Source organism: Bradyrhizobium sp. USDA 372, from assembly GCF_053629095.1.
The window spans coordinates 7,054,875-7,071,330 of the sequence record NZ_JBRJHR010000001.1; the positions used below are offsets into that span (position 1 = coordinate 7,054,875).

Annotated in this window: 17 protein-coding genes; 9 read left to right on the forward strand and 8 right to left on the reverse strand. The window is 63.2% G+C overall.

What is annotated here, in order from left to right; genetic code table 11:
• Window positions 1-2: 2 nt before the first annotated feature.
• From AB7M16_RS32900 to AB7M16_RS32910, 3 genes are all read right to left on the reverse strand, one after another.
• A complete protein-coding gene (locus AB7M16_RS32900; RefSeq protein ID WP_453946503.1) occupies window positions 3-1,019 on the reverse strand; it encodes an FAD binding domain-containing protein in 1,017 nt (338 codons plus the stop codon).
• Window positions 1,016-1,501 carry a (2Fe-2S)-binding protein gene (locus AB7M16_RS32905; protein ID WP_453947289.1) on the reverse strand — a complete coding sequence of 162 codons (486 nt, stop codon included), beginning with the start codon at window positions 1,499-1,501 and terminating at the stop codon, window positions 1,016-1,018. Before AB7M16_RS32905 ends, AB7M16_RS32900 begins: the two co-directional genes overlap by 4 nt.
• 141 nt (window positions 1,502-1,642) lie before the next feature.
• The gene (locus AB7M16_RS32910; RefSeq protein WP_036035057.1) at window positions 1,643-2,122 is read right to left on the reverse strand and encodes an Lrp/AsnC family transcriptional regulator; all 480 of its coding nucleotides are present in this window, start codon (window positions 2,120-2,122) and stop codon (window positions 1,643-1,645) included.
• A 143-nt stretch (window positions 2,123-2,265) separates the two neighbouring features.
• Between AB7M16_RS32910 and ald the strand changes: the two genes are divergently transcribed.
• The 3 genes from ald (at window position 2,266) to AB7M16_RS32925 (ending at window position 5,033) form a co-directional block, all read left to right on the forward strand.
• On the forward strand, window positions 2,266-3,381 hold the full coding sequence (gene ald, locus AB7M16_RS32915; protein ID WP_453946504.1) for an alanine dehydrogenase: 1,116 nt from the start codon (window positions 2,266-2,268) through the stop codon (window positions 3,379-3,381).
• A gap of 263 nt (window positions 3,382-3,644) precedes the next feature.
• Window positions 3,645-3,863 carry a hypothetical protein gene (locus AB7M16_RS32920; RefSeq protein WP_027546306.1) on the forward strand — a complete coding sequence of 73 codons (219 nt, stop codon included), beginning with the start codon at window positions 3,645-3,647 and terminating at the stop codon, window positions 3,861-3,863.
• 111 nt (window positions 3,864-3,974) lie between these two features.
• A complete protein-coding gene (locus AB7M16_RS32925; RefSeq protein ID WP_453946505.1) occupies window positions 3,975-5,033 on the forward strand; it encodes a YeiH family protein in 1,059 nt (352 codons plus the stop codon).
• A 123-nt stretch (window positions 5,034-5,156) separates the two neighbouring features.
• Here the strand turns inward: AB7M16_RS32925 and AB7M16_RS32930 are convergent, their stop codons facing one another.
• From AB7M16_RS32930 to AB7M16_RS32950, 5 genes are all read right to left on the reverse strand, one after another.
• Window positions 5,157-6,029, reverse strand: a complete 873-nt coding sequence (locus tag AB7M16_RS32930; protein WP_172784304.1) for an ABC transporter ATP-binding protein — start codon at window positions 6,027-6,029, stop codon at window positions 5,157-5,159.
• Window positions 6,026-6,937 carry an ABC transporter permease gene (locus AB7M16_RS32935; protein ID WP_453946506.1) on the reverse strand — a complete coding sequence of 304 codons (912 nt, stop codon included), beginning with the start codon at window positions 6,935-6,937 and terminating at the stop codon, window positions 6,026-6,028. The genes AB7M16_RS32930 and AB7M16_RS32935 overlap by 4 nt, the downstream gene beginning before the upstream one ends.
• Window positions 6,934-8,352 carry an ABC transporter substrate-binding protein gene (locus tag AB7M16_RS32940; protein ID WP_260382983.1) on the reverse strand — a complete coding sequence of 473 codons (1,419 nt, stop codon included), beginning with the start codon at window positions 8,350-8,352 and terminating at the stop codon, window positions 6,934-6,936. Before AB7M16_RS32940 ends, AB7M16_RS32935 begins: the two co-directional genes overlap by 4 nt.
• A gap of 181 nt (window positions 8,353-8,533) precedes the next feature.
• On the reverse strand, window positions 8,534-9,304 hold the full coding sequence (locus AB7M16_RS32945; RefSeq protein ID WP_453946507.1) for a Crp/Fnr family transcriptional regulator: 771 nt from the start codon (window positions 9,302-9,304) through the stop codon (window positions 8,534-8,536).
• Between the two features lie 128 nt (window positions 9,305-9,432).
• A complete protein-coding gene (locus tag AB7M16_RS32950; RefSeq protein WP_172784631.1) occupies window positions 9,433-9,729 on the reverse strand; it encodes a gamma-butyrobetaine hydroxylase-like domain-containing protein in 297 nt (98 codons plus the stop codon).
• A 199-nt stretch (window positions 9,730-9,928) separates the two neighbouring features.
• On the opposite strand from AB7M16_RS32950, the gene AB7M16_RS32955 reads away from it, so the two are divergent.
• The 6 genes from AB7M16_RS32955 (at window position 9,929) to ytfQ (ending at window position 16,346) form a co-directional block, all read left to right on the forward strand.
• Window positions 9,929-10,702 carry a ferredoxin--NADP reductase gene (locus AB7M16_RS32955; RefSeq protein WP_453946508.1) on the forward strand — a complete coding sequence of 258 codons (774 nt, stop codon included), beginning with the start codon at window positions 9,929-9,931 and terminating at the stop codon, window positions 10,700-10,702.
• A 101-nt stretch (window positions 10,703-10,803) separates the two neighbouring features.
• Complete coding sequence (locus AB7M16_RS32960; protein ID WP_453946509.1) at window positions 10,804-12,546, forward strand: fumarate reductase/succinate dehydrogenase flavoprotein subunit; 1,743 nt, start codon at window positions 10,804-10,806, stop codon at window positions 12,544-12,546.
• 30 nt (window positions 12,547-12,576) lie between these two features.
• Window positions 12,577-12,810 carry a 4Fe-4S dicluster domain-containing protein gene (locus AB7M16_RS32965; protein WP_024339914.1) on the forward strand — a complete coding sequence of 78 codons (234 nt, stop codon included), beginning with the start codon at window positions 12,577-12,579 and terminating at the stop codon, window positions 12,808-12,810.
• 2 nt (window positions 12,811-12,812) lie between these two features.
• Window positions 12,813-13,790, forward strand: coding sequence for a HEAT repeat domain-containing protein (locus tag AB7M16_RS32970; protein ID WP_212256869.1), 978 nt, complete (start codon window positions 12,813-12,815; stop codon window positions 13,788-13,790).
• Between the two features lie 113 nt (window positions 13,791-13,903).
• Entirely contained in the window at window positions 13,904-15,076 is a 1,173-nt protein-coding gene (locus tag AB7M16_RS32975) for a fumarylacetoacetate hydrolase family protein (protein ID WP_453946510.1), read from the forward strand.
• 304 nt (window positions 15,077-15,380) lie between these two features.
• Window positions 15,381-16,346, forward strand: coding sequence for a galactofuranose ABC transporter, galactofuranose-binding protein YtfQ (gene ytfQ / locus AB7M16_RS32980; protein WP_453946511.1), 966 nt, complete (start codon window positions 15,381-15,383; stop codon window positions 16,344-16,346).
• Window positions 16,347-16,456: the final 110 nt, after the last annotated feature.

A 16,456-nucleotide genomic window follows, 5' to 3' on the forward strand; every position in this document is an offset into this window, starting at 1 on the left:
CCTCATGCGATCTTCTTGTAAGCTTGTGACTGCGGCGTGGCGCTTGCGGCCTGCATCAGCGCACGCAGGACGGCTCGGCGCGCCAGCTCGATTTTGAATCCATTATGGGAGCGGGCAGTCGCTCCCTGCAGCAGCAGGTCGGCGGCGCGCCCGAAATGATCCGGTGTTGCCGCCTGGCCGCGCAATGCGGCTTCGGCCTCGAGGCTTCGCCAGGGCTTGTGAGCCACGCCGCCCAGCGCAAGGCGCGCTTCGCCGATTGCGTTGCCCTCCAGTTCGAGCGCGGCCGCGACGGAGACCAGAGCAAAGGCGTAGGAGAGCCGGTCGCGGATCTTCAGATAGCTGTAGTTCCGGGCAAAGCCGTGCGGCGGCAGCTCGATGGCGGTAATGATCTCGCCGCTGCCGAGATTGGTATCGAGATGAGGCTTGTCATCGGGAAGCCGATGGAAATCCGTCAGCGCGATGGTGCGCTGCCCCGAGGGGCCTGCGATGTGCACGAGCGCGCCGAGCGCGGCCAGCGCCACGCTCATGTCGGATGGATTGGTCGCGATGCAGGACGTGCTGGTGCCGAGGATGGCGTGGTTGCGGTTGAGGCCGTCGATGGCCGAGCAGCCCGTGCCGGGGGTTCGCTTGTTGCACGGCGTCGTGGTGTCATAGAAGTAGGGGCAGCGCGTTCGTTGCATCAGATTGCCGCCGACCGAGGCCATGTTGCGCAATTGCGCGGAGGCGCCGGCCAGGATGGCGCTGGCAAGCAGGGGATAGCGCTGCTCGGTCAACGGATGGTAGGCGAGGTCCGAATTCGGCACCAAAGCGCCGATACGCAGGCCGCCGTCGGCGGTCTCCGCGAAGTCGCGGAGCGGCAAGCGGGAAATGTCGATCAGCCGGGAGGGCTGTTCGACATTCTCCTTCATCAGGTCGATCAGGTTGGTGCCGCCGGCAATCAGCTTCGCGCCGGGATCGGCGGCGAGCAGGCGGATGGCGTCGGCCACATCGCTTGCGCGGGAATATTGGAAGTTGTTCATGACCGGCTCATTGCGTGTTGGATCGCAGCCACGATGTTGGGGTAGGCACCGCAGCGACAGAGGTTTCCGCTCATCAGCTCCCGGATCTCGTCCGCATCGCGCGCACGGCCTTCGGCCAACAGGCCTGCGGCGGAGCAAATCTGTCCCGGCGTGCAATAGCCGCACTGAAAGGCATCGTGGTCGATGAAGGCCTTTTGCAGGGGATGCAGCGCGCCGTCCGCGGCCAAGCCTTCGATCGTCGTGATCTCAGCGCCATCCTTCATAACGGCGAGGGTGAGACAGGAATTGACCCGTCTTCCGTCGACCAGCACGGTACAGGCACCGCATTGGCCGTGATCGCAGCCTTTCTTGCTGCCGGTCAGCTCCAGGCGATCACGCAGCGCATCCAGAAGCGTGGTCCAAGGCACGACTTCGAGCGCGTACCTTTCGCCATTAACGACGAGGTTGATCGGAATGCGTTCGGGGATCGTAAGGTCGGCCATGGTCGGTTTCCCTGCGGAAAGGCCGAGTCGGGCAAATTGGGCAAGTGACGCGAGAATGCGTTGCCGCCGCTGGCCAATAGCGCCCAACGGATGAGGAGTTGCTTGGTTCCTGACCGGTTCTCCCGATCTGGATCGACGAGATCAGCGCTTCGTCTCGCCGAACACGACGGTCGGCACCGCGCGGTTAACGATCTCGCGCAGCGCGAAGCTCGATTGCACCCGCGCCACGCGTGGCAGGCGGGACAGCTCGGTGCGATGGATGCGCTCGAAATCCTGGATGTCGCGGGCGAGCACGATGAGGATGTAGTCGTCCGTCCCCGACATCAGGAAGCAGCGCACGACAGAGGGACATTTCGTCACCTCTGCCTCGAATGCCTTCAGCGCCTCGTCGCTCTGGCTTTCCAGCGCGATGCGAACCAGCACCGTGGTGGTAAGGCCGAACTGGCCGAGGTCGAGCGCGGCCTGGTAAGCCTGGATGTAGCCGTCATCCTCCAGCGCCTTCTGCCGCCGCGCCAGCGCCGTGCTCGACAAGCCGATCTTGTTGGCAAGCTCGGTGTGGCTGGCTCGCGCATTGGTCGTGAGTTCCGCGAGGATGGCGAGGTCTTTCCGGTCGAGGGCCAAGGTTTCGTTTCCAGCGCCAAAGGACGTTTTCGCGCCTGAAACCGGCGCGGGTGCCGCCAAGGTAGCGGATATTTGCACGAAACCAAACCGACGCTCTCGCTACGATCAACAATGGAATCAAAGCATTGGCGAAGGAGAGCAAGATGCGCGTCGGGGTGCCGAAGGAGATCAAGGTGCAGGAATATCGCGTCGGGCTCACCCCAGGGGCGGTCCGCGAATATGTCGCCGCCGGGCACCAGGTGATGGTCGAGAGCGGCGCCGGCAGCGGCATCGGTGCGTCCGACGAGGTGTACCGGCGGGCTGGGGCGTCCATTGCCGAGACGGCTCGCGAGATCTTTGCAAAGTCCGACATGATCGTGAAGGTGAAGGAGCCGCAGAAGAGCGAATGGGCTCAGCTTCGCGAAGGCCAGATCCTTTTTACCTATCTTCATCTTGCGCCGGATCCCGAGCAGGCCAAGGGCCTGCTTGCTTCCGGCTGCACCGCAATCGCCTATGAAACCGTCACGGACGCGAGTGGTCACCTCCCGCTGCTCGCCCCGATGAGCGAAGTCGCCGGCCGCCTCGCCATCGAGGCCGCCGGCGCCGCCCTCAAGCGCTCGGCCGGCGGCCGCGGTCTGCTGCTGGGCGGCGTGCCCGGCGTGCAGCCGGCTCGCGTCGTCGTCCTCGGCGGCGGCGTGGTCGGGACGCAGGCGGCGCGCATGGCCGCCGGCTTAGGTGCCGAAGTCACCGTGATCGACCGCTCGATTCCGCGCCTGCGCGAACTGGACGATCTCTTCGTCGGACGCGTGCGCACCCGCTTCTCCACCATCGAGGCGGTCGAGGACGAGGTGTTCGCCGCCGACGTCGTCATCGGTGCAGTGCTGGTGCCCGGCGCCAGCGCGCCGAAGCTCGTCACGCGCGCGATGCTGAAATCGATGCGGCCGGGAGCCGTGCTGGTCGACGTCGCGATCGACCAGGGCGGCTGCTTCGAGACCTCGCACCCGACCACGCACGCGGAGCCGACCTACGAGGTCGACGGCGTCGTGCACTATTGCGTCGCCAACATGCCGGGAGCGGTGCCGGTGACCTCGAGCCAGGCCCTGAACAACGCGACGCTGCCGTTCGGCCTGATGCTCGCGAACAAGGGCTTTGCGGCGGTCCTGGAGAATCCGCATCTGCGCAACGGGCTCAACGTGCATCGCGGCCGGGTGACGAACAAGGCGGTGGCCGAGAGTCTGGGGCTGGAGTTTGCGCCAGTAGACAGCGGGCTGGCGGCTTAGCGAGATGGGCTACCGCCAATGCGGTGCCATCAATCGACTGGAAGATGGCGCTGCCGCCTTGCCCCGGGCCGGGAATCCCGGCGCGGGAAGGGCGTTGTGACTGGAGTGGCGGTATCCAAATCGGCGGGAAGAAGAAAACTATTGCCGCGGTCCTGTCAGGAGGAAGGAGTTTCCCCTTACGAGGGCAAAAACGCCAATCGCTTCCATTGCTGTTTGGAGCCGAAACGACGACATTTGCGCCAGAAATTGGTGGATCGGCAGCCATGGAACGCACTGGATTTGAGCCCTTCGGCGAGCAACTGGTGTCCGCAACGGACACACAGCCGAAGTCGCGTGCGTCGAAGCTCCTGCTGCGGGCCGGCACCACCCTGTTCTGGTCGCTGGTCGCCGGCATCGTGCTGGCCCGTGCCGCCTTCTTCGAGCCGGGCATCTATGACGGCTTCAGCCGCGTCGCCTCGCTGGCCAAGAACCTGATCTTCTGAGGCCGTTTATTCCGGGCTGAGGACAGAACTTCTCTCGGCCCTGATATGTCGAAAACATATTTCCCAATTGGGTCGCGCTGCGTATAAATCTTTCTCCTTCGGGAGAGATTTGTGTCGCAGAATCAAGCATCCAGCCCGGCCGATTCCAAGCCGGCCACCGCCGCGAGCCGTATTGCGGCGCTGATCCCGGGCATTCTCCTCTGTATCGCCGTGGCCGGTGTGTCGGCCCTGCTCGAGCGGGCCGAACTGGGCGTGTTCGAGCATCCCTATGTCGAGGCGCTGGTCATGGCGATCCTGCTCGGCATGGCGGTGCGCAGCTTCTGGAAGCCGGCCCCGCGCTGGCAGGCGGGTATCGCCTTCAGCGCCAAGCAGCTGCTCGAGGTCGCGGTCATGCTGCTCGGGGCCTCCATCAGCTTCGCTGCGATCGCGGCTTCCGGCATTGCGCTGCTCGCCTCCATTGCCGCGGTCGTCGTGGTCGCGCTCTGCGTCTCCTTCGGCCTCAGCCGGCTGCTCGGCCTGTCGACGCGGCTGTCGATCCTGATCGCCTGCGGCAACTCGATCTGCGGCAATTCCGCCATCGCCGCGGTGGCTCCCATCATCGGCGCAAGCAACGACGAGATTGCATCCTCGATCTCCTTCACGGCGATCCTTGGCGTGATGATGGTGCTGGGCCTGCCGCTGCTGATCCCGCTGCTGCAATTGTCCGCAACGCAGTACGGCATCCTCGCCGGGCTCACCGTCTACGCGGTGCCGCAGGTGCTTGCCGCCACGGTGCCGGCAGGCCTCGTTTCGACCCAGATCGGCACGCTGGTGAAGCTGATGCGCGTCCTGATGCTCGGGCCGGTCGTTGTCGGCCTGTCGCTGGTCGCCTCGCGCTGGCAGAGCGATGCCCGGAAGACCAGCGTCGGCTTCTTCCGCCTTGTCCCCTGGTTCATCCTCGGCTTCCTTGCGCTTGCGACCCTGCGCTCGCTGGAGATCGTGCCGGCCACGCTGGTCGGCCCCGTGACGAAGATCACCGGCTTTCTCACGGTGGTCTCGATGGCAGCCCTCGGCCTTGGCGTCGACGTGCGCGTGCTCGCCAATGTCGGCGGCCGGGTGACGGCCGCCGTGACGCTGTCGCTGATGCTGCTGCTGGGGATCAGCATCGCACTGGTGCACTGGTTCAAATGATCATGGCATAGGGTGGGCAGAGGCGCGTAAGCGCCGTGCCCACCAGTTCTATAACAGACGGAGAATGGTGGGCACGCTTTCGCTTTGCCCACCTACGAGACCGTCAATGCTGCGAGCGGGAAGCTAAATCACGTCCGCCAGCGAATGGCCCTGCAGCTCGATGTTCAGCCCCTGCATGCCCATGTCGTTGATCTCGCCGCCCATCGCCTTCAGGCTCTCTTCGCGAATCAGCGACATCAGCCCGCGGCGGAGCGCCAAAAACTCCGACGACATCATCATCGATTGCTGACGCGGCCGCTCCAGCGGAATCGGGATCTCCGCCTTGATCGAACCGGGCCGCGCGGTCATGCAGTACACGCGGTCGGAGAGGAAGATCGCCTCGTCGATGTCGTGGGTGACGAACAAGACCGAGATCTTCAACCGCTGCCACATGTTGGTAAGGATCTGCTGCATGATGACGCGCGTCTGCGCATCGAGGGCGCCGAACGGCTCATCCAGTAGCAGCACCTTCGGTCCCGTAGCCAGCGCGCGGACGATGCCGACGCGCTGCTTCATGCCGCCGGAGAGCTTTTCCGGATAGTGCTTTTCGAACGCCTCCAGACCCGCGAGCCCCAAGAGCGTGCGCGCCGCCCGCTCGCGCTGCGATCGCGGCATGCCGCGCATCTTCAGCCCGAACTCGACGTTCTCCCGCACCGTCTTCCAGGGAAACAGTGAATATTGCTGGAACACCATGCCGCGCTCGGCGCTAGGGCCGTTCACGCGCTCGCCGTCGACCGTCACGATGCCGGTAGTCGGCTTGAGGAAGCCGGCGACGGCGTTGAGAAGCGTCGATTTTCCACAACCGGAAGGACCGACGATCGAGACGAACTCGCCCGGCTTCACATGGATCTGCGTGTCAGTCACGGCCTGGACCGCTCCCTCGATCGTCTCGTAGGCGAGGGAGAAGTTTTTGACCTCAATGTGGCCCTTCGGCGGACTCGCAACTAATTCGCTCATGTCGATCTCCACGGCATTACCAGCTTCCCTGCACCCAGGATCAGCAGGCTCGATCCGAGCCCGAGCACCCCGATCGCGATCATGCCGAGGGCGATGTCGGCGTACTGGACCAGCGAATAGGCCTCCCACGTGAAATAGCCGATGCCGTATTGGCCCGAGATCATCTCGGCGGCGATCAGCGAGACCCAGGCGACGCCCATGCCGACAGTAAGCCCGGTGAAGATGTGAGGCAGCGATGCCGGAAAATACACTTCGCGGAAGATCGAGCGCTCGCGCGCGCCGAGGCATTGCGCGGCGCGCACCAGCACGGGGTCGACCAGCGACATGCCGTGCAACGTGTTGACCAGGATCGGGAAGAACGAGCCGAGGAAGGTAATGAAGACGATGCTCTGCTCGTTGGTCGGCCACAGCATGATCGCCATCGGCACCCAGGCGATCGCCGGAATCGGCCGCAGCACCTCCGCGACCGGGAAGATTACCTCATGAACCAGCTTGAAGCGGCCCATAATGAGGCCGAGCGGCACGCCGATGATCGCCGCCAGCGAGAAGCCGATGAAGATGCGCCGGCAGCTGAGCAGGATGTGCATCAGGAATTTGGGATCGTGGATCGCCTTGGTGAAGCTCGCATAGACCGCGAGCGGCGAGGGCACGTTGGTGAAGCGCACGAAGAACACGACGCGATAGGTCGTGAGCAGGTGCCAGACCAGCAGGAACGCGAACAGCGAAATCACGCCGATCGCGGCCGCGCGCAGACCTGACCGATTGAGCCGGTACCAGCGCAAGGCGAGTGTGTCGAAGGACGGCGGCGTCGTAGGCGGGGTGATGGCAGCGGGCGAGGAGCCCGCCTCTGCAAGTGCTGTTGCCGGCATGCTGTCCTCGGGAGGTCTGACGAGGGCGGGGCTGCTCACGTCTTGCCTCCGACTGCGGCCTTTAGGGCGTCGTCGAAGCCGAGCACCTTACCGCTGATCTTGGCGGCATAGGCTTCGGCATCCTTCTTCAGCAGGAACGGGGCGAGTTCGCCATTGCCGACCGCAAAGAAGGCCTGATCGGCGAACAGCTTGATGCCGCGCGTGGTGTCGAAGACGTAGGCGACGTTGATCTTTTTGCCCTTGGCCTTGTAGTCGGCATAGGCACCGAGTGTGCAACTCGCGGACGAGAACGGCAAGATACCGGCGTCATCGACCCAGACCTCGCCGGCCTTGCGGGGATCCGCGATCGGCTTCTTGCAGAAACCATCTTCACCCGAAATTTCATAGTTCTTGGTGCTCGCAAGCTGCGCATCATAGTCGAGCTTCATATCGGCATAGGCTTTGCGGATGTAGCTGTCGTCGACCCATTTCTTCGGATCGAACTCCTTCATGCGGCCGAGATTCTGCAGCACTTTGACGTCGGTCGTGGCCGCATCGATCAGCGCCGGCTTGATGGTGGGATCAGTGGTCATGTTGCCGCTGGGGCCGAGGAAGATGTAGACGACTTCCTTGCTGATGCCGGTCCATTCCTGGATCTTTTCCGCGGCGAGCTTGGGATCGTCGCGCAGCCACTGATTGGCAGCGATCAGCGCCTTGAAGTAGGCGACGACGACCTCCGGATATTTTTGGGCGAAGTCGGTGCGAACCACGATGCCGTGGAAGGTCGGCAAGTTCGTCTCGACACCGTCGAAGATCTTTCGCGCGAAGCCGCGGAACGGCAGCAATTCCGCAAAGGGGACGAAATCGGCATGCCCGTCAATCTTCTTCTCCTGCAGATTGGTTGAGCCCACTTCCGGGCTCTGGCTGACGAGCTGGAAGAAGTCAGATGCGTAGCCGCGATCCTGCATAGCCTTCAGCACCATGCCGTGCGCGGCGGAGCCGAAGGGAACGCTGACCAACTTGCCCTTGAGATCGGCGAGGTCGTAATAGGGCGAGTCCTTGTGGACGACGAGGCCGTTGCCTGAGCCGGACAGGCTGTAGGCGGCGATGCCGATCAGGCGGCTCTTGCTCTCGGGGTTACTCTCGAAAGTGAAGCCGTTCACGATCAGCGGATAGTCGCCCATCATGCCGATCTGCAGCTTGTTCGCCATCATCGCGTTGGTGACGGGCGGACCTGAGGTGAAGTTCTGCCACTCCAGCTCGAACTTGATGTTGGCGTATTTGCCGTCCTTCGGCAGGTATTTTTCCAGCAGACGCAACTGGCGGATGACGACCCCGGCGGTCACCGTGTTGGTTGTGGTGTCCTGGGTTCCGATGCCGAGCGTGACGGTTTCCGCGGCGGCCGGCTGCGCGGTGAGAAGCGCCAGCGACGTCACTGACATCGCGATCGAGAGCGTGGGAAGATGGCGGACCATTCTCATCCTCTTTCGGTTGGATGTGCTGTGGTTGCCATGATTGGTTGAGGGCACCGGCGGGGCAAATCCGGAATGACGACAGCGGTCGATTAGTTGCCCGGAAAAGGTGATTGCATACTCCTTGAGCAGTTCTGCACTATAAAGCCGCTTGCCTGTGCATCGGTCTTGGCTGCAAATTCTCCTAATCGGATGCGTGACCGCGCATCTCCTCCAGCACGTCGGTACGGCAGACGACGATCTGCGACCGCTTGGTCAACACGATTCCCTTCTCTTGCATGCGCTTCAGGCTGATCGTGACCCATTGCCTGGTGGCGCCGACCATGTGGGCGATGTCGGCGTGAGTGAAGGCGGCGGCAATGACGGTGCCGTCAGCATCCTCGACGCCGTAAAGCTCAACGAGGTGCAGCAACAGATGCGCAAGGCGCTGGGTGATCGAGCGCGTGCCCAGCATCTGCGCGAGCGCCGAATAGCACTTTCCCTTGAACGTGAGGCCCTCGATCAGGCCGATCGCGAGGTTCGGGATCTCTGCGGCAAGCGACCGCAACTCCTTTCCGGGCAAGTGCACGATGCTGCAATTGCTGGAGGCGACGCCGGACCATTGATGCACGGTGCCTTCGAACACTTCGGGGCCGCCGACGAAATTGCCGACGTGCCAATAGGCGAGTGTGATCTCGCGCCCGAGTGGAGAGGTATAGAATACGCGGATGCGGCCGCTCTCGATCAGCCAGATGCCATCATGCTTGCCACCCTGGCTAAACAGCGTCTGGCCGCGGTTGAGCACCTTGCGGCGGCCCTGCTTCAGCACCAACTCCCGCTCGCGCGGTGAGAGCTTGTCCATCAGCGGTGGTGGACCGCCGATCCATTGCTGGTTCTCGGTGAGCAGCAGGGAGGAACTGCCTGCAGGCCGGGCCGGGGGGGCGGTCCCACGAACCACATTTGCCGCCTGCAACATCGTCTGCCTCCGGAACGTTCAAATTGTTCTAAAGAGGAGCAATGTCTGTGCCAGATGGAGCGAGATTGACGCTCTTCGTCATTCCGGGCTCGCCCTTCGGGCGCCCCGGAATGACGACCGTCGATGGGTCACCGCCCCGCCAGACTGAGCAAATACGGCTTCGGATATATCCCCCGGCTGTGCCCGTCCGAAAACGAGATGTTCAGCCCATAGCCGAGATCGCCGATCCCGGTGATCGCAATCCCGGGAAATGCTTCCGGGAAGCGGCCGTCGAAACGGGCGCGGGTGCAGTGGGCGCATTTGCATGAGAGGCGGAGTTTCTCGGCGGGCACGCTGAGCGCGTCGTCCTGCGTGGTGCGGACGAGAAGCGCGGCGAGATCGGCGCTGGCTTCATAGTTGGCAACGGTCGGTGCGACCAAGGTCATGGTCATGACGAACCTCCGACTTCTATCTATGCCGGCACCGGCGCGGCGAATAGCAACTAATTGCCGGCGCCGGCATGACCGCGTGCCTGGTCTTCGATCACAACGCGCGAAATGTGAAACTAATCGACCGGGAATTTCACTTCTGAATTGCCGGGCCCCCCTCTCTCCATGACCTTGGCGTCATCGACAAGGAGAGACCATGAGTTCATTTCAGAAGGAAACGGTTTTGTCAGTCAGGCATTGGACCGACTCCCTGTTCAGCTTCACCGCGACGCGCGATCCCGGCTTTCGTTTCCAGAACGGCCAGTTCGCGATGATCGGACTGGAGGTCGAGGGCAAGCCGTTGATGCGGGCCTACAGCATGGCCAGCGCCAATCACGAGGAGGCGCTCGAGTTTTTCTCGATCAAGGTGCAGGATGGCCCGTTGACCTCGCGCCTGCAGAAGATCAGGGAGGGCGACATCATCCTGGTCGGCCGCAAAGCGACGGGCACGCTGATCACCGGCAATCTCATTCCGGGAAAGCGCCTGCTGCTGCTCTCGACCGGAACCGGCCTTGCCCCCTTCGCCAGCCTGATCAAGGACCCGGATGTCTATGAGAACTACGAGACCATCGTGCTCGCTCATGGCTGCCGGCAGGTCTCCGAACTCGCTTACGGCGAGCATCTCGTCGAAGGTCTGCGCGATCACGAATTCTTCGGGCCACTGATCCGCGACAAGCTCGTCTACTATCCGACCGTCACCCGCGAGCCGTTCCGCAACCGCGGCCGCATCACCGACCTGATCGCCTCGAACCAGCTGTTCGACGATATCGGTCAGTCCGCCCTCGATATCGGGAGCGACCGCATCATGCTGTGCGGCAGCCCGGCGATGCTCGAGGAACTCCACGCGATGTTCTCCGCGCGCGGCTTCGTCGAGGGCAACCACAGCCAGCCCGGCCATTTCGTGATTGAAAAGGCTTTTGTCGAGCGCTGAGGCCAAATCGCTGTCCGGCGACAACTAATTGCTATCGCCGGACATCCACCTGAACAAATCTGATGCACAGGCGCCGCGGGTCGGCGAACCAGGAGCAAGTGATGTCACTAGATCAGATCGTCGACGGACTTTCGGAGGTTTCCTGCGATGTGCTCGTGATCGGCGGCGGCACGGCCGGCCCGATGGCGGCGCTGAAGGCGAAGCTGAAAAACCCGAAGGCCAACGTCGTTCTGCTCGAAAAGGCCAATGTCAAGCGCTCCGGCGCGATCTCGATGGGGATGGACGGGCTGAACAATGCCGTCATTCCCGGTTACGCCACGCCGGAGCAGTACACCAAGGAAATCACTATTGCTAATGACGGCATCGTCGACCAGAAGGCGGTCTATAAATACGCGCAGAATTGCTACAAGATCATCGAAGAGCTGGACAGCTTCGGCATCCGCTTTCTGAAGAACGAGAACGGTGACTACGCGGTCAAGAAGGTGCACCACATCGGCACCTATGTGCTGCCGATGCCGAACGGCGAAACCGTGAAGAAGGCGCTGTACCGCCAGCTCCGCCGCGCGCGCATCCTCATTTCCAACCGCTACATGGCGACGCGGCTGCTCAAGTCGACCGACGGCCGGATTGCCGGTGCCATCAGCGTCAACACCCGCACTGCCGAGATCCTGGTGATCAAGGCCAAGGCCGTGATCCTCTGCATGGGCGCCGCCGGTCGGCTAGGTCTGCCGACCTCCGGCTACATGTTCGGCACCTACGAGAACGCCGCCAATTCCGGCGACGGCTACGCCATGGCCTATCACGCCGGCGCAGCGCTCGCGAACCTCGAATGCTTCCAGATCAACCCCCTGATCAAGGACTATAATGGCCCCGCCTGCGCCTATGTCGCTGGTCCCTTCGGCGCCTACACGGCGAACAATGAGGGATCGCGCTTCATCGAATGCGACTACTGGTCCGGCCAGATGATGCTGGAGTTCTACAACGAGCTGCTGTCAGGCAAGGGCCCGGTGTTCCTCCAGCTCAAGCATCTCCATCCCGACACCATTTCCGAGATCGAGTCCACGCTGCACAAGGTCGAGCGTCCGACGCGCGGCCTGTTCCAGCAGGGGCGCGGGGTCGACTACCGCAGCGAGTCCATCGAGATGCACATCTCCGAGATCGGCTTCTGCTCCGGGCATAGCGCCTCAGGCGTGTTCGTTGACGACAATGCCCGTACCGCAGTGCCCGGCCTCTATGCCGCGGGCGACATGGCGAGCGTCCCGCACAATTATATGCTCGGCGCCTTCACCAACGGCTCGGTTGCCGGCATCGACGCGATGGAGTTTGCCGACAGCCATGACTTCGCGGAATTCGACACGGCCGACGTCGCGACGGAGCGCGACCGCGTGATGGCGCCGACCAAGCGCGAGGACGGCATTCCGCCGAACCAAATCGAGTACAAGACCCGCCGTCTGGTCAACGACTATCTCCAGCCGCCGAAAGTCACGCGCAAGTACGAACTCGGCATGCGCCGGCTCGCTGAGGCGAGGGACGACATGCAGGAGCGCATGATCGCGCGCAATGCGCACGAATTGCTGCGCGCGCTCGAGGTGCAATCGATCATGGACTGCGCCGATATGGCCGCGCACGCTTCGCTCTACCGCGAGGAGAGCCGCTGGGGCCTCTATCACTGGCGCACGGATTTCCCGGAGAAGGACAACGAGAACTGGTTCTGTCACACGCTGCTCTCCAAGCGAGACGGCAAGATGACCAGCGAGAAGCGGGCGGTCGAGCCCTACGTCGTGCCGATCGCGGACGACGAGAAAGACCTCTACGACAAGCAGCGCATTCGCGCCTCCGCCTGACCACCAGAACACAGCAATAGGAGACATCAAATGCCTCTCGCGTCCTATCAGACATCGGTTCCGGTGGTCGTCGACGATGCCAAATGCATCGCGGACAAGGGCTGCACGGTGTGCGTCGACGTCTGCCCGCTCGACGTGCTGCGCATCAGCGACATGACCAAAAAAGCTTACATGGCCTATGATGAGTGCTGGTACTGCATGCCCTGCGAAGCGGATTGTCCGACCGGCGCCGTCACCGTCAACATTCCCTATCTGTTGAGGTGAGCATGTCGAGCCCGTTCGAATCCTACGACGACCTTGAAGATGCAGACGAGCGGCTGCAGGCAGCCGATCCCGCCGAGCGCCGCGTCGCCATCATCGCGCTCGGCCATTCCGGAGACCCGGCCGCGGTCGCTCATCTCGCCGACATGGTCGCCGATCCCGATGCCGGCGTGCGCCAGCAGGTCGCGATGGCGCTCGGGGAGTTCGACGGGCCGGAGGCGGCAAGCGCGCTGGTCAAGCTGCTGGTCGATCCCGAGAGGATCGTCGCGGCGGCTGCGGCCGACAGCATGGCTGAATTCAAGGATCCCGCCTGCGCCGACGCGATCCTGCCGCTGATCAGGCATACCCACGCCTTCGTCCGCATGGGCGCTCTGCGCGCACTGAAGGAACTGCGCCGCAGGGATACACTCAAGCCCGCTCTGGAAGCGCTCCAGGACACCGACGCCGCCGTACGTGTGCAGGCGATCGGCGTGATCGGCTTCCTCAAGCTGGAGGAATCGATTCCGGCGCTGACCGCGCTGATCAACGATCCCGATGCCCATGTGCGCCGCGCCGCCGTGAGTGCGCTAGCCTTTTCTCAGATGAAGCCGGCGGCAGAGACCATCACCCGCGCGCTGAAGGATCCGGATTGGATGGTCCGTGAGATGGCCGCGGAGACGCTGGGTCTGAACGTGAACGGTGCAATCGCGGCTGATCAGCTCGTCGCTTGTCTCGCGGACGAGTTTTGGCAGGTGCGGCTCAAGGCGATCCGCAGCCTTGGAAAGATGAAGATCGAGCGCGCGGTGCGGCCGATTGGTAGTTGCATCAATCACGACCAGGCGAACCTACGCAAAGAGGCCGCCGCCGCGCTAGGCGAGATTGCCCATCCCGACGGCGAGGCATTCCTCGCCGTAATCGCCGATGATCCTGATCCCGATGTCCGTAAGAATGCGCGCTGGGCACTGCACCAGATTGCGGCACGAAAGGCGCGGGCAGGGGCATAATTGCACGGCGGGTCGCCGCTCTGGACTTCCCCCGCCAGACGTTTATTGGTCTTCGCCAACGGGAACGGCCGCTGCGAACGCGGCCGATCCCTAAAAACAGCGAGGACGCGGCCATGACAACATTGACGGTAAAAGACCTTCTCCCCGAGGACGCCACGCGGGGAACATTGGCTGGCCGCGTCTGGCTGCCGCAAGTGAATGGGCCGGCCGTGGTCGCCGTGCGCGACGACGGCGTGTTCGACGTCACTGCGAAGTTTCCGACCATCAGCGCGCTCTGCGAGGTGGACGATCCCGCCAAGGCGCTTGCCGCCACCAAGGGCGAGCGCATCGGTGATCTCGAGGCGATCGTGGCCAACACCCCGCCGGACCGTCGCGATCCCCAAAAACCCTGGCTGCTCGCGCCCGTCGATCTCCAGACGTTGAAGGCCGCCGGCGTCACCTTCGCGATCTCGATGCTGGAACGTGTCATCGAAGAGCGCGCCAAGGGCAATCCGGCCTCGGCCGAAGCGATCCGGAAAGAAGTGACGCGCCTGATCGGCGACGATCTGTCGAAGCTCAAGCCGGGATCGGACCAGGCGATGCACCTGAAGCAGGTGCTGATCGATCAGAACGCCTGGAGCCAATATCTCGAGGTCGGCATTGGTCCGGATGCCGAGGTCTTCACCAAGGCGCCCACCTTGTCGTCGGTCGGCACCGGCATGGACGCCGGCCTGCATCCGAAATCGACCTGGAACAATCCCGAGCCCGAGCTGGTGCTGTTCGTCTCGAGCCGCGGCAAGATCGTCGGCGGCGCGCTCGGCAACGACGTGAACCTGCGCGACTTCGAGGGTCGCTCGGCGCTGCTGTTGTCGAAGGCCAAGGACAACAACGCGTCCTGTTCGATCGGCCCGCTGCTGCGTCTATTCGACGACACCTTCACGCTCGACGACGCGCGCAGGCTGGACATCAGCCTGAACGTCACGGGCACGGACGGTTTCGTTCTCGACGGCCATTCCTCGATCAGCAAGATCAGCCGCGATCCGACCGATCTCGTCGCGCAGACCATCGGCAAGGTGCATCAATATCCCGATGGCTTCGTGCTGTTCCTCGGCACCATGTTCGCGCCCGTGAAAGATCGCGATGCGCCGGGGCAGGGATTCACCCACAAGCGCGATGACATCGTCACGATCGCGGCGCCTCAGCTCGGCAAGCTCGTCAACCGCATGCGCACCAGCGACGAGTGCGAGCCCTGGACGTTCGGCATCGGCGCGCTGATGAAGAACCTGGCGCAACGGAAGCTGATTTAGCGCTGCTGCCCTTCGCCTCCCGCAAGCGGGCGAAGGTCGCATCTTCGCCGTGCTGACAGCTGAAGCTCAAACGAGCCCGCCATATTTTTTCATCTCCTCGTTGCATGAGGGGAACAAAATCGCGCTGAGCGTGTCATAATGAGCTCGCCGCCACCTACGTGCGTTTTCATCCAAATAGTCAAATAATATGACTAGTCGGAACTGCACTTCCGTGAAATAGTGCCCACCGCTGGCCCGAAGGCCGGCCTGTGGGTGCCATGATACCAATGGGCGCCCCGGATAACATCTTTGGGAGACACGCCTGATGACCCCTAAAGCCCTCTTTGTGGCCAGCGCGATGGCCGCCTTGTTGCTCGCGACCCCGGCCAGCGCCGGCGAGCTCACCATCGGCTTCTCGCAGATCGGATCGGAATCCGGCTGGCGCGCGGCCGAGACGTCCGTGTCCAAGCAGGAAGCTGCCAAGCGGAAGGTCAACCTCAAGATCGCCGACGCCCAGCAGAAGCAGGAGAACCAGATCAAGGCGATCCGCTCCTTCATCGCACAGAATGTCGATGCGATCTTCCTCGCGCCTGTCGTCTCGACCGGATGGGATTCGGTGCTGAAGGAAGCCAAGGAGGCCAAGATCCCGGTCGTGCTGCTCGACCGCGACATCGATCCCTCCGGCAAGGAGCTCTATCTCACCGCCGTCACCTCCGACAGCGTGCATGAAGGAGAGGTCGCCGGCGACTGGCTGGCGAAGACGGTCGGCAACAAGGCCTGCAACATCGTCGAATTGCAGGGCACGGTCGGCGCCAGCGTCGCGGCCAACCGCAAGAAGGGCTTCGACACTGCGATTGCCAAGCACGCGAACCTGAAGGTTGTGCGCAGCCAGACCGGCGACTTCACCCGCGCCAAGGGCAAGGAGGTGATGGAGAGCTTCATCAAGGCCGAAGGCGGCGGCAAGTCGATCTGCGCGGTCTATGCCCACAACGACGACATGATGGTGGGCGCGATCCAGGCGATGAAGGAAGCCGGCCTCAAGCCCGGCAAGGAGATCCTCACCGTCTCGATCGACGCGGTGCCCGACATCTTCAAGGCGATGGCCGCGGGCGAAGCCAACGCCACCGTCGAATTGACGCCGAACATGGCCGGCCCCGCGCTCGATGCCATCGCGGCGTTCAAGGACAAGGGTACGGTGCCACCGAAATGGATCCAGACCGAGTCGAAGCTCTATACCGCCGCCGATGATCCGCAGAAGATCTACGACAGCAAGAAGGGCCTCGGTTACTGAGGTGGGCTCCGCCGGACCGCGTCGTCTTGCGGTCCGGCACCCCCTTTCAAAACCGCTGCGCGAACGAGTAGGCTTGGCGTCCGCGCTGTCCGCGGGCGCCGGTGGGAGTG

Bases quoted from the DNA above. Each gene is read 5' to 3' on its own strand.
- AB7M16_RS32940 (WP_260382983.1), bottom strand. From the start codon at position 8,352: ATGGTCCGCCATCTTCCCACGCTCTCGATCGCGATGTCAGTGACGTCG.
- ytfQ (WP_453946511.1), top strand. From the start codon at position 15,381: ATGACCCCTAAAGCCCTCTTTGTGGCCAGCGCGATGGCCGCCTTGTTG.
- AB7M16_RS32920 (WP_027546306.1), top strand. From the start codon at position 3,645: ATGGAACGCACTGGATTTGAGCCCTTCGGCGAGCAACTGGTGTCCGCA.
- AB7M16_RS32960 (WP_453946509.1), top strand. From the start codon at position 10,804: ATGTCACTAGATCAGATCGTCGACGGACTTTCGGAGGTTTCCTGCGAT.
- AB7M16_RS32955 (WP_453946508.1), top strand. From the start codon at position 9,929: ATGAGTTCATTTCAGAAGGAAACGGTTTTGTCAGTCAGGCATTGGACC.
- AB7M16_RS32950 (WP_172784631.1), bottom strand. From the start codon at position 9,729: ATGACCTTGGTCGCACCGACCGTTGCCAACTATGAAGCCAGCGCCGAT.
- ald (WP_453946504.1), top strand. From the start codon at position 2,266: ATGCGCGTCGGGGTGCCGAAGGAGATCAAGGTGCAGGAATATCGCGTC.
- AB7M16_RS32975 (WP_453946510.1), top strand. From the start codon at position 13,904: ATGACAACATTGACGGTAAAAGACCTTCTCCCCGAGGACGCCACGCGG.
- AB7M16_RS32965 (WP_024339914.1), top strand. From the start codon at position 12,577: ATGCCTCTCGCGTCCTATCAGACATCGGTTCCGGTGGTCGTCGACGAT.
- AB7M16_RS32930 (WP_172784304.1), bottom strand. From the start codon at position 6,029: ATGAGCGAATTAGTTGCGAGTCCGCCGAAGGGCCACATTGAGGTCAAA.
- AB7M16_RS32905 (WP_453947289.1), bottom strand. From the start codon at position 1,501: ATGGCCGACCTTACGATCCCCGAACGCATTCCGATCAACCTCGTCGTT.
- AB7M16_RS32900 (WP_453946503.1), bottom strand. From the start codon at position 1,019: ATGAACAACTTCCAATATTCCCGCGCAAGCGATGTGGCCGACGCCATC.
- AB7M16_RS32970 (WP_212256869.1), top strand. From the start codon at position 12,813: ATGTCGAGCCCGTTCGAATCCTACGACGACCTTGAAGATGCAGACGAG.
- AB7M16_RS32945 (WP_453946507.1), bottom strand. From the start codon at position 9,304: ATGTTGCAGGCGGCAAATGTGGTTCGTGGGACCGCCCCCCCGGCCCGG.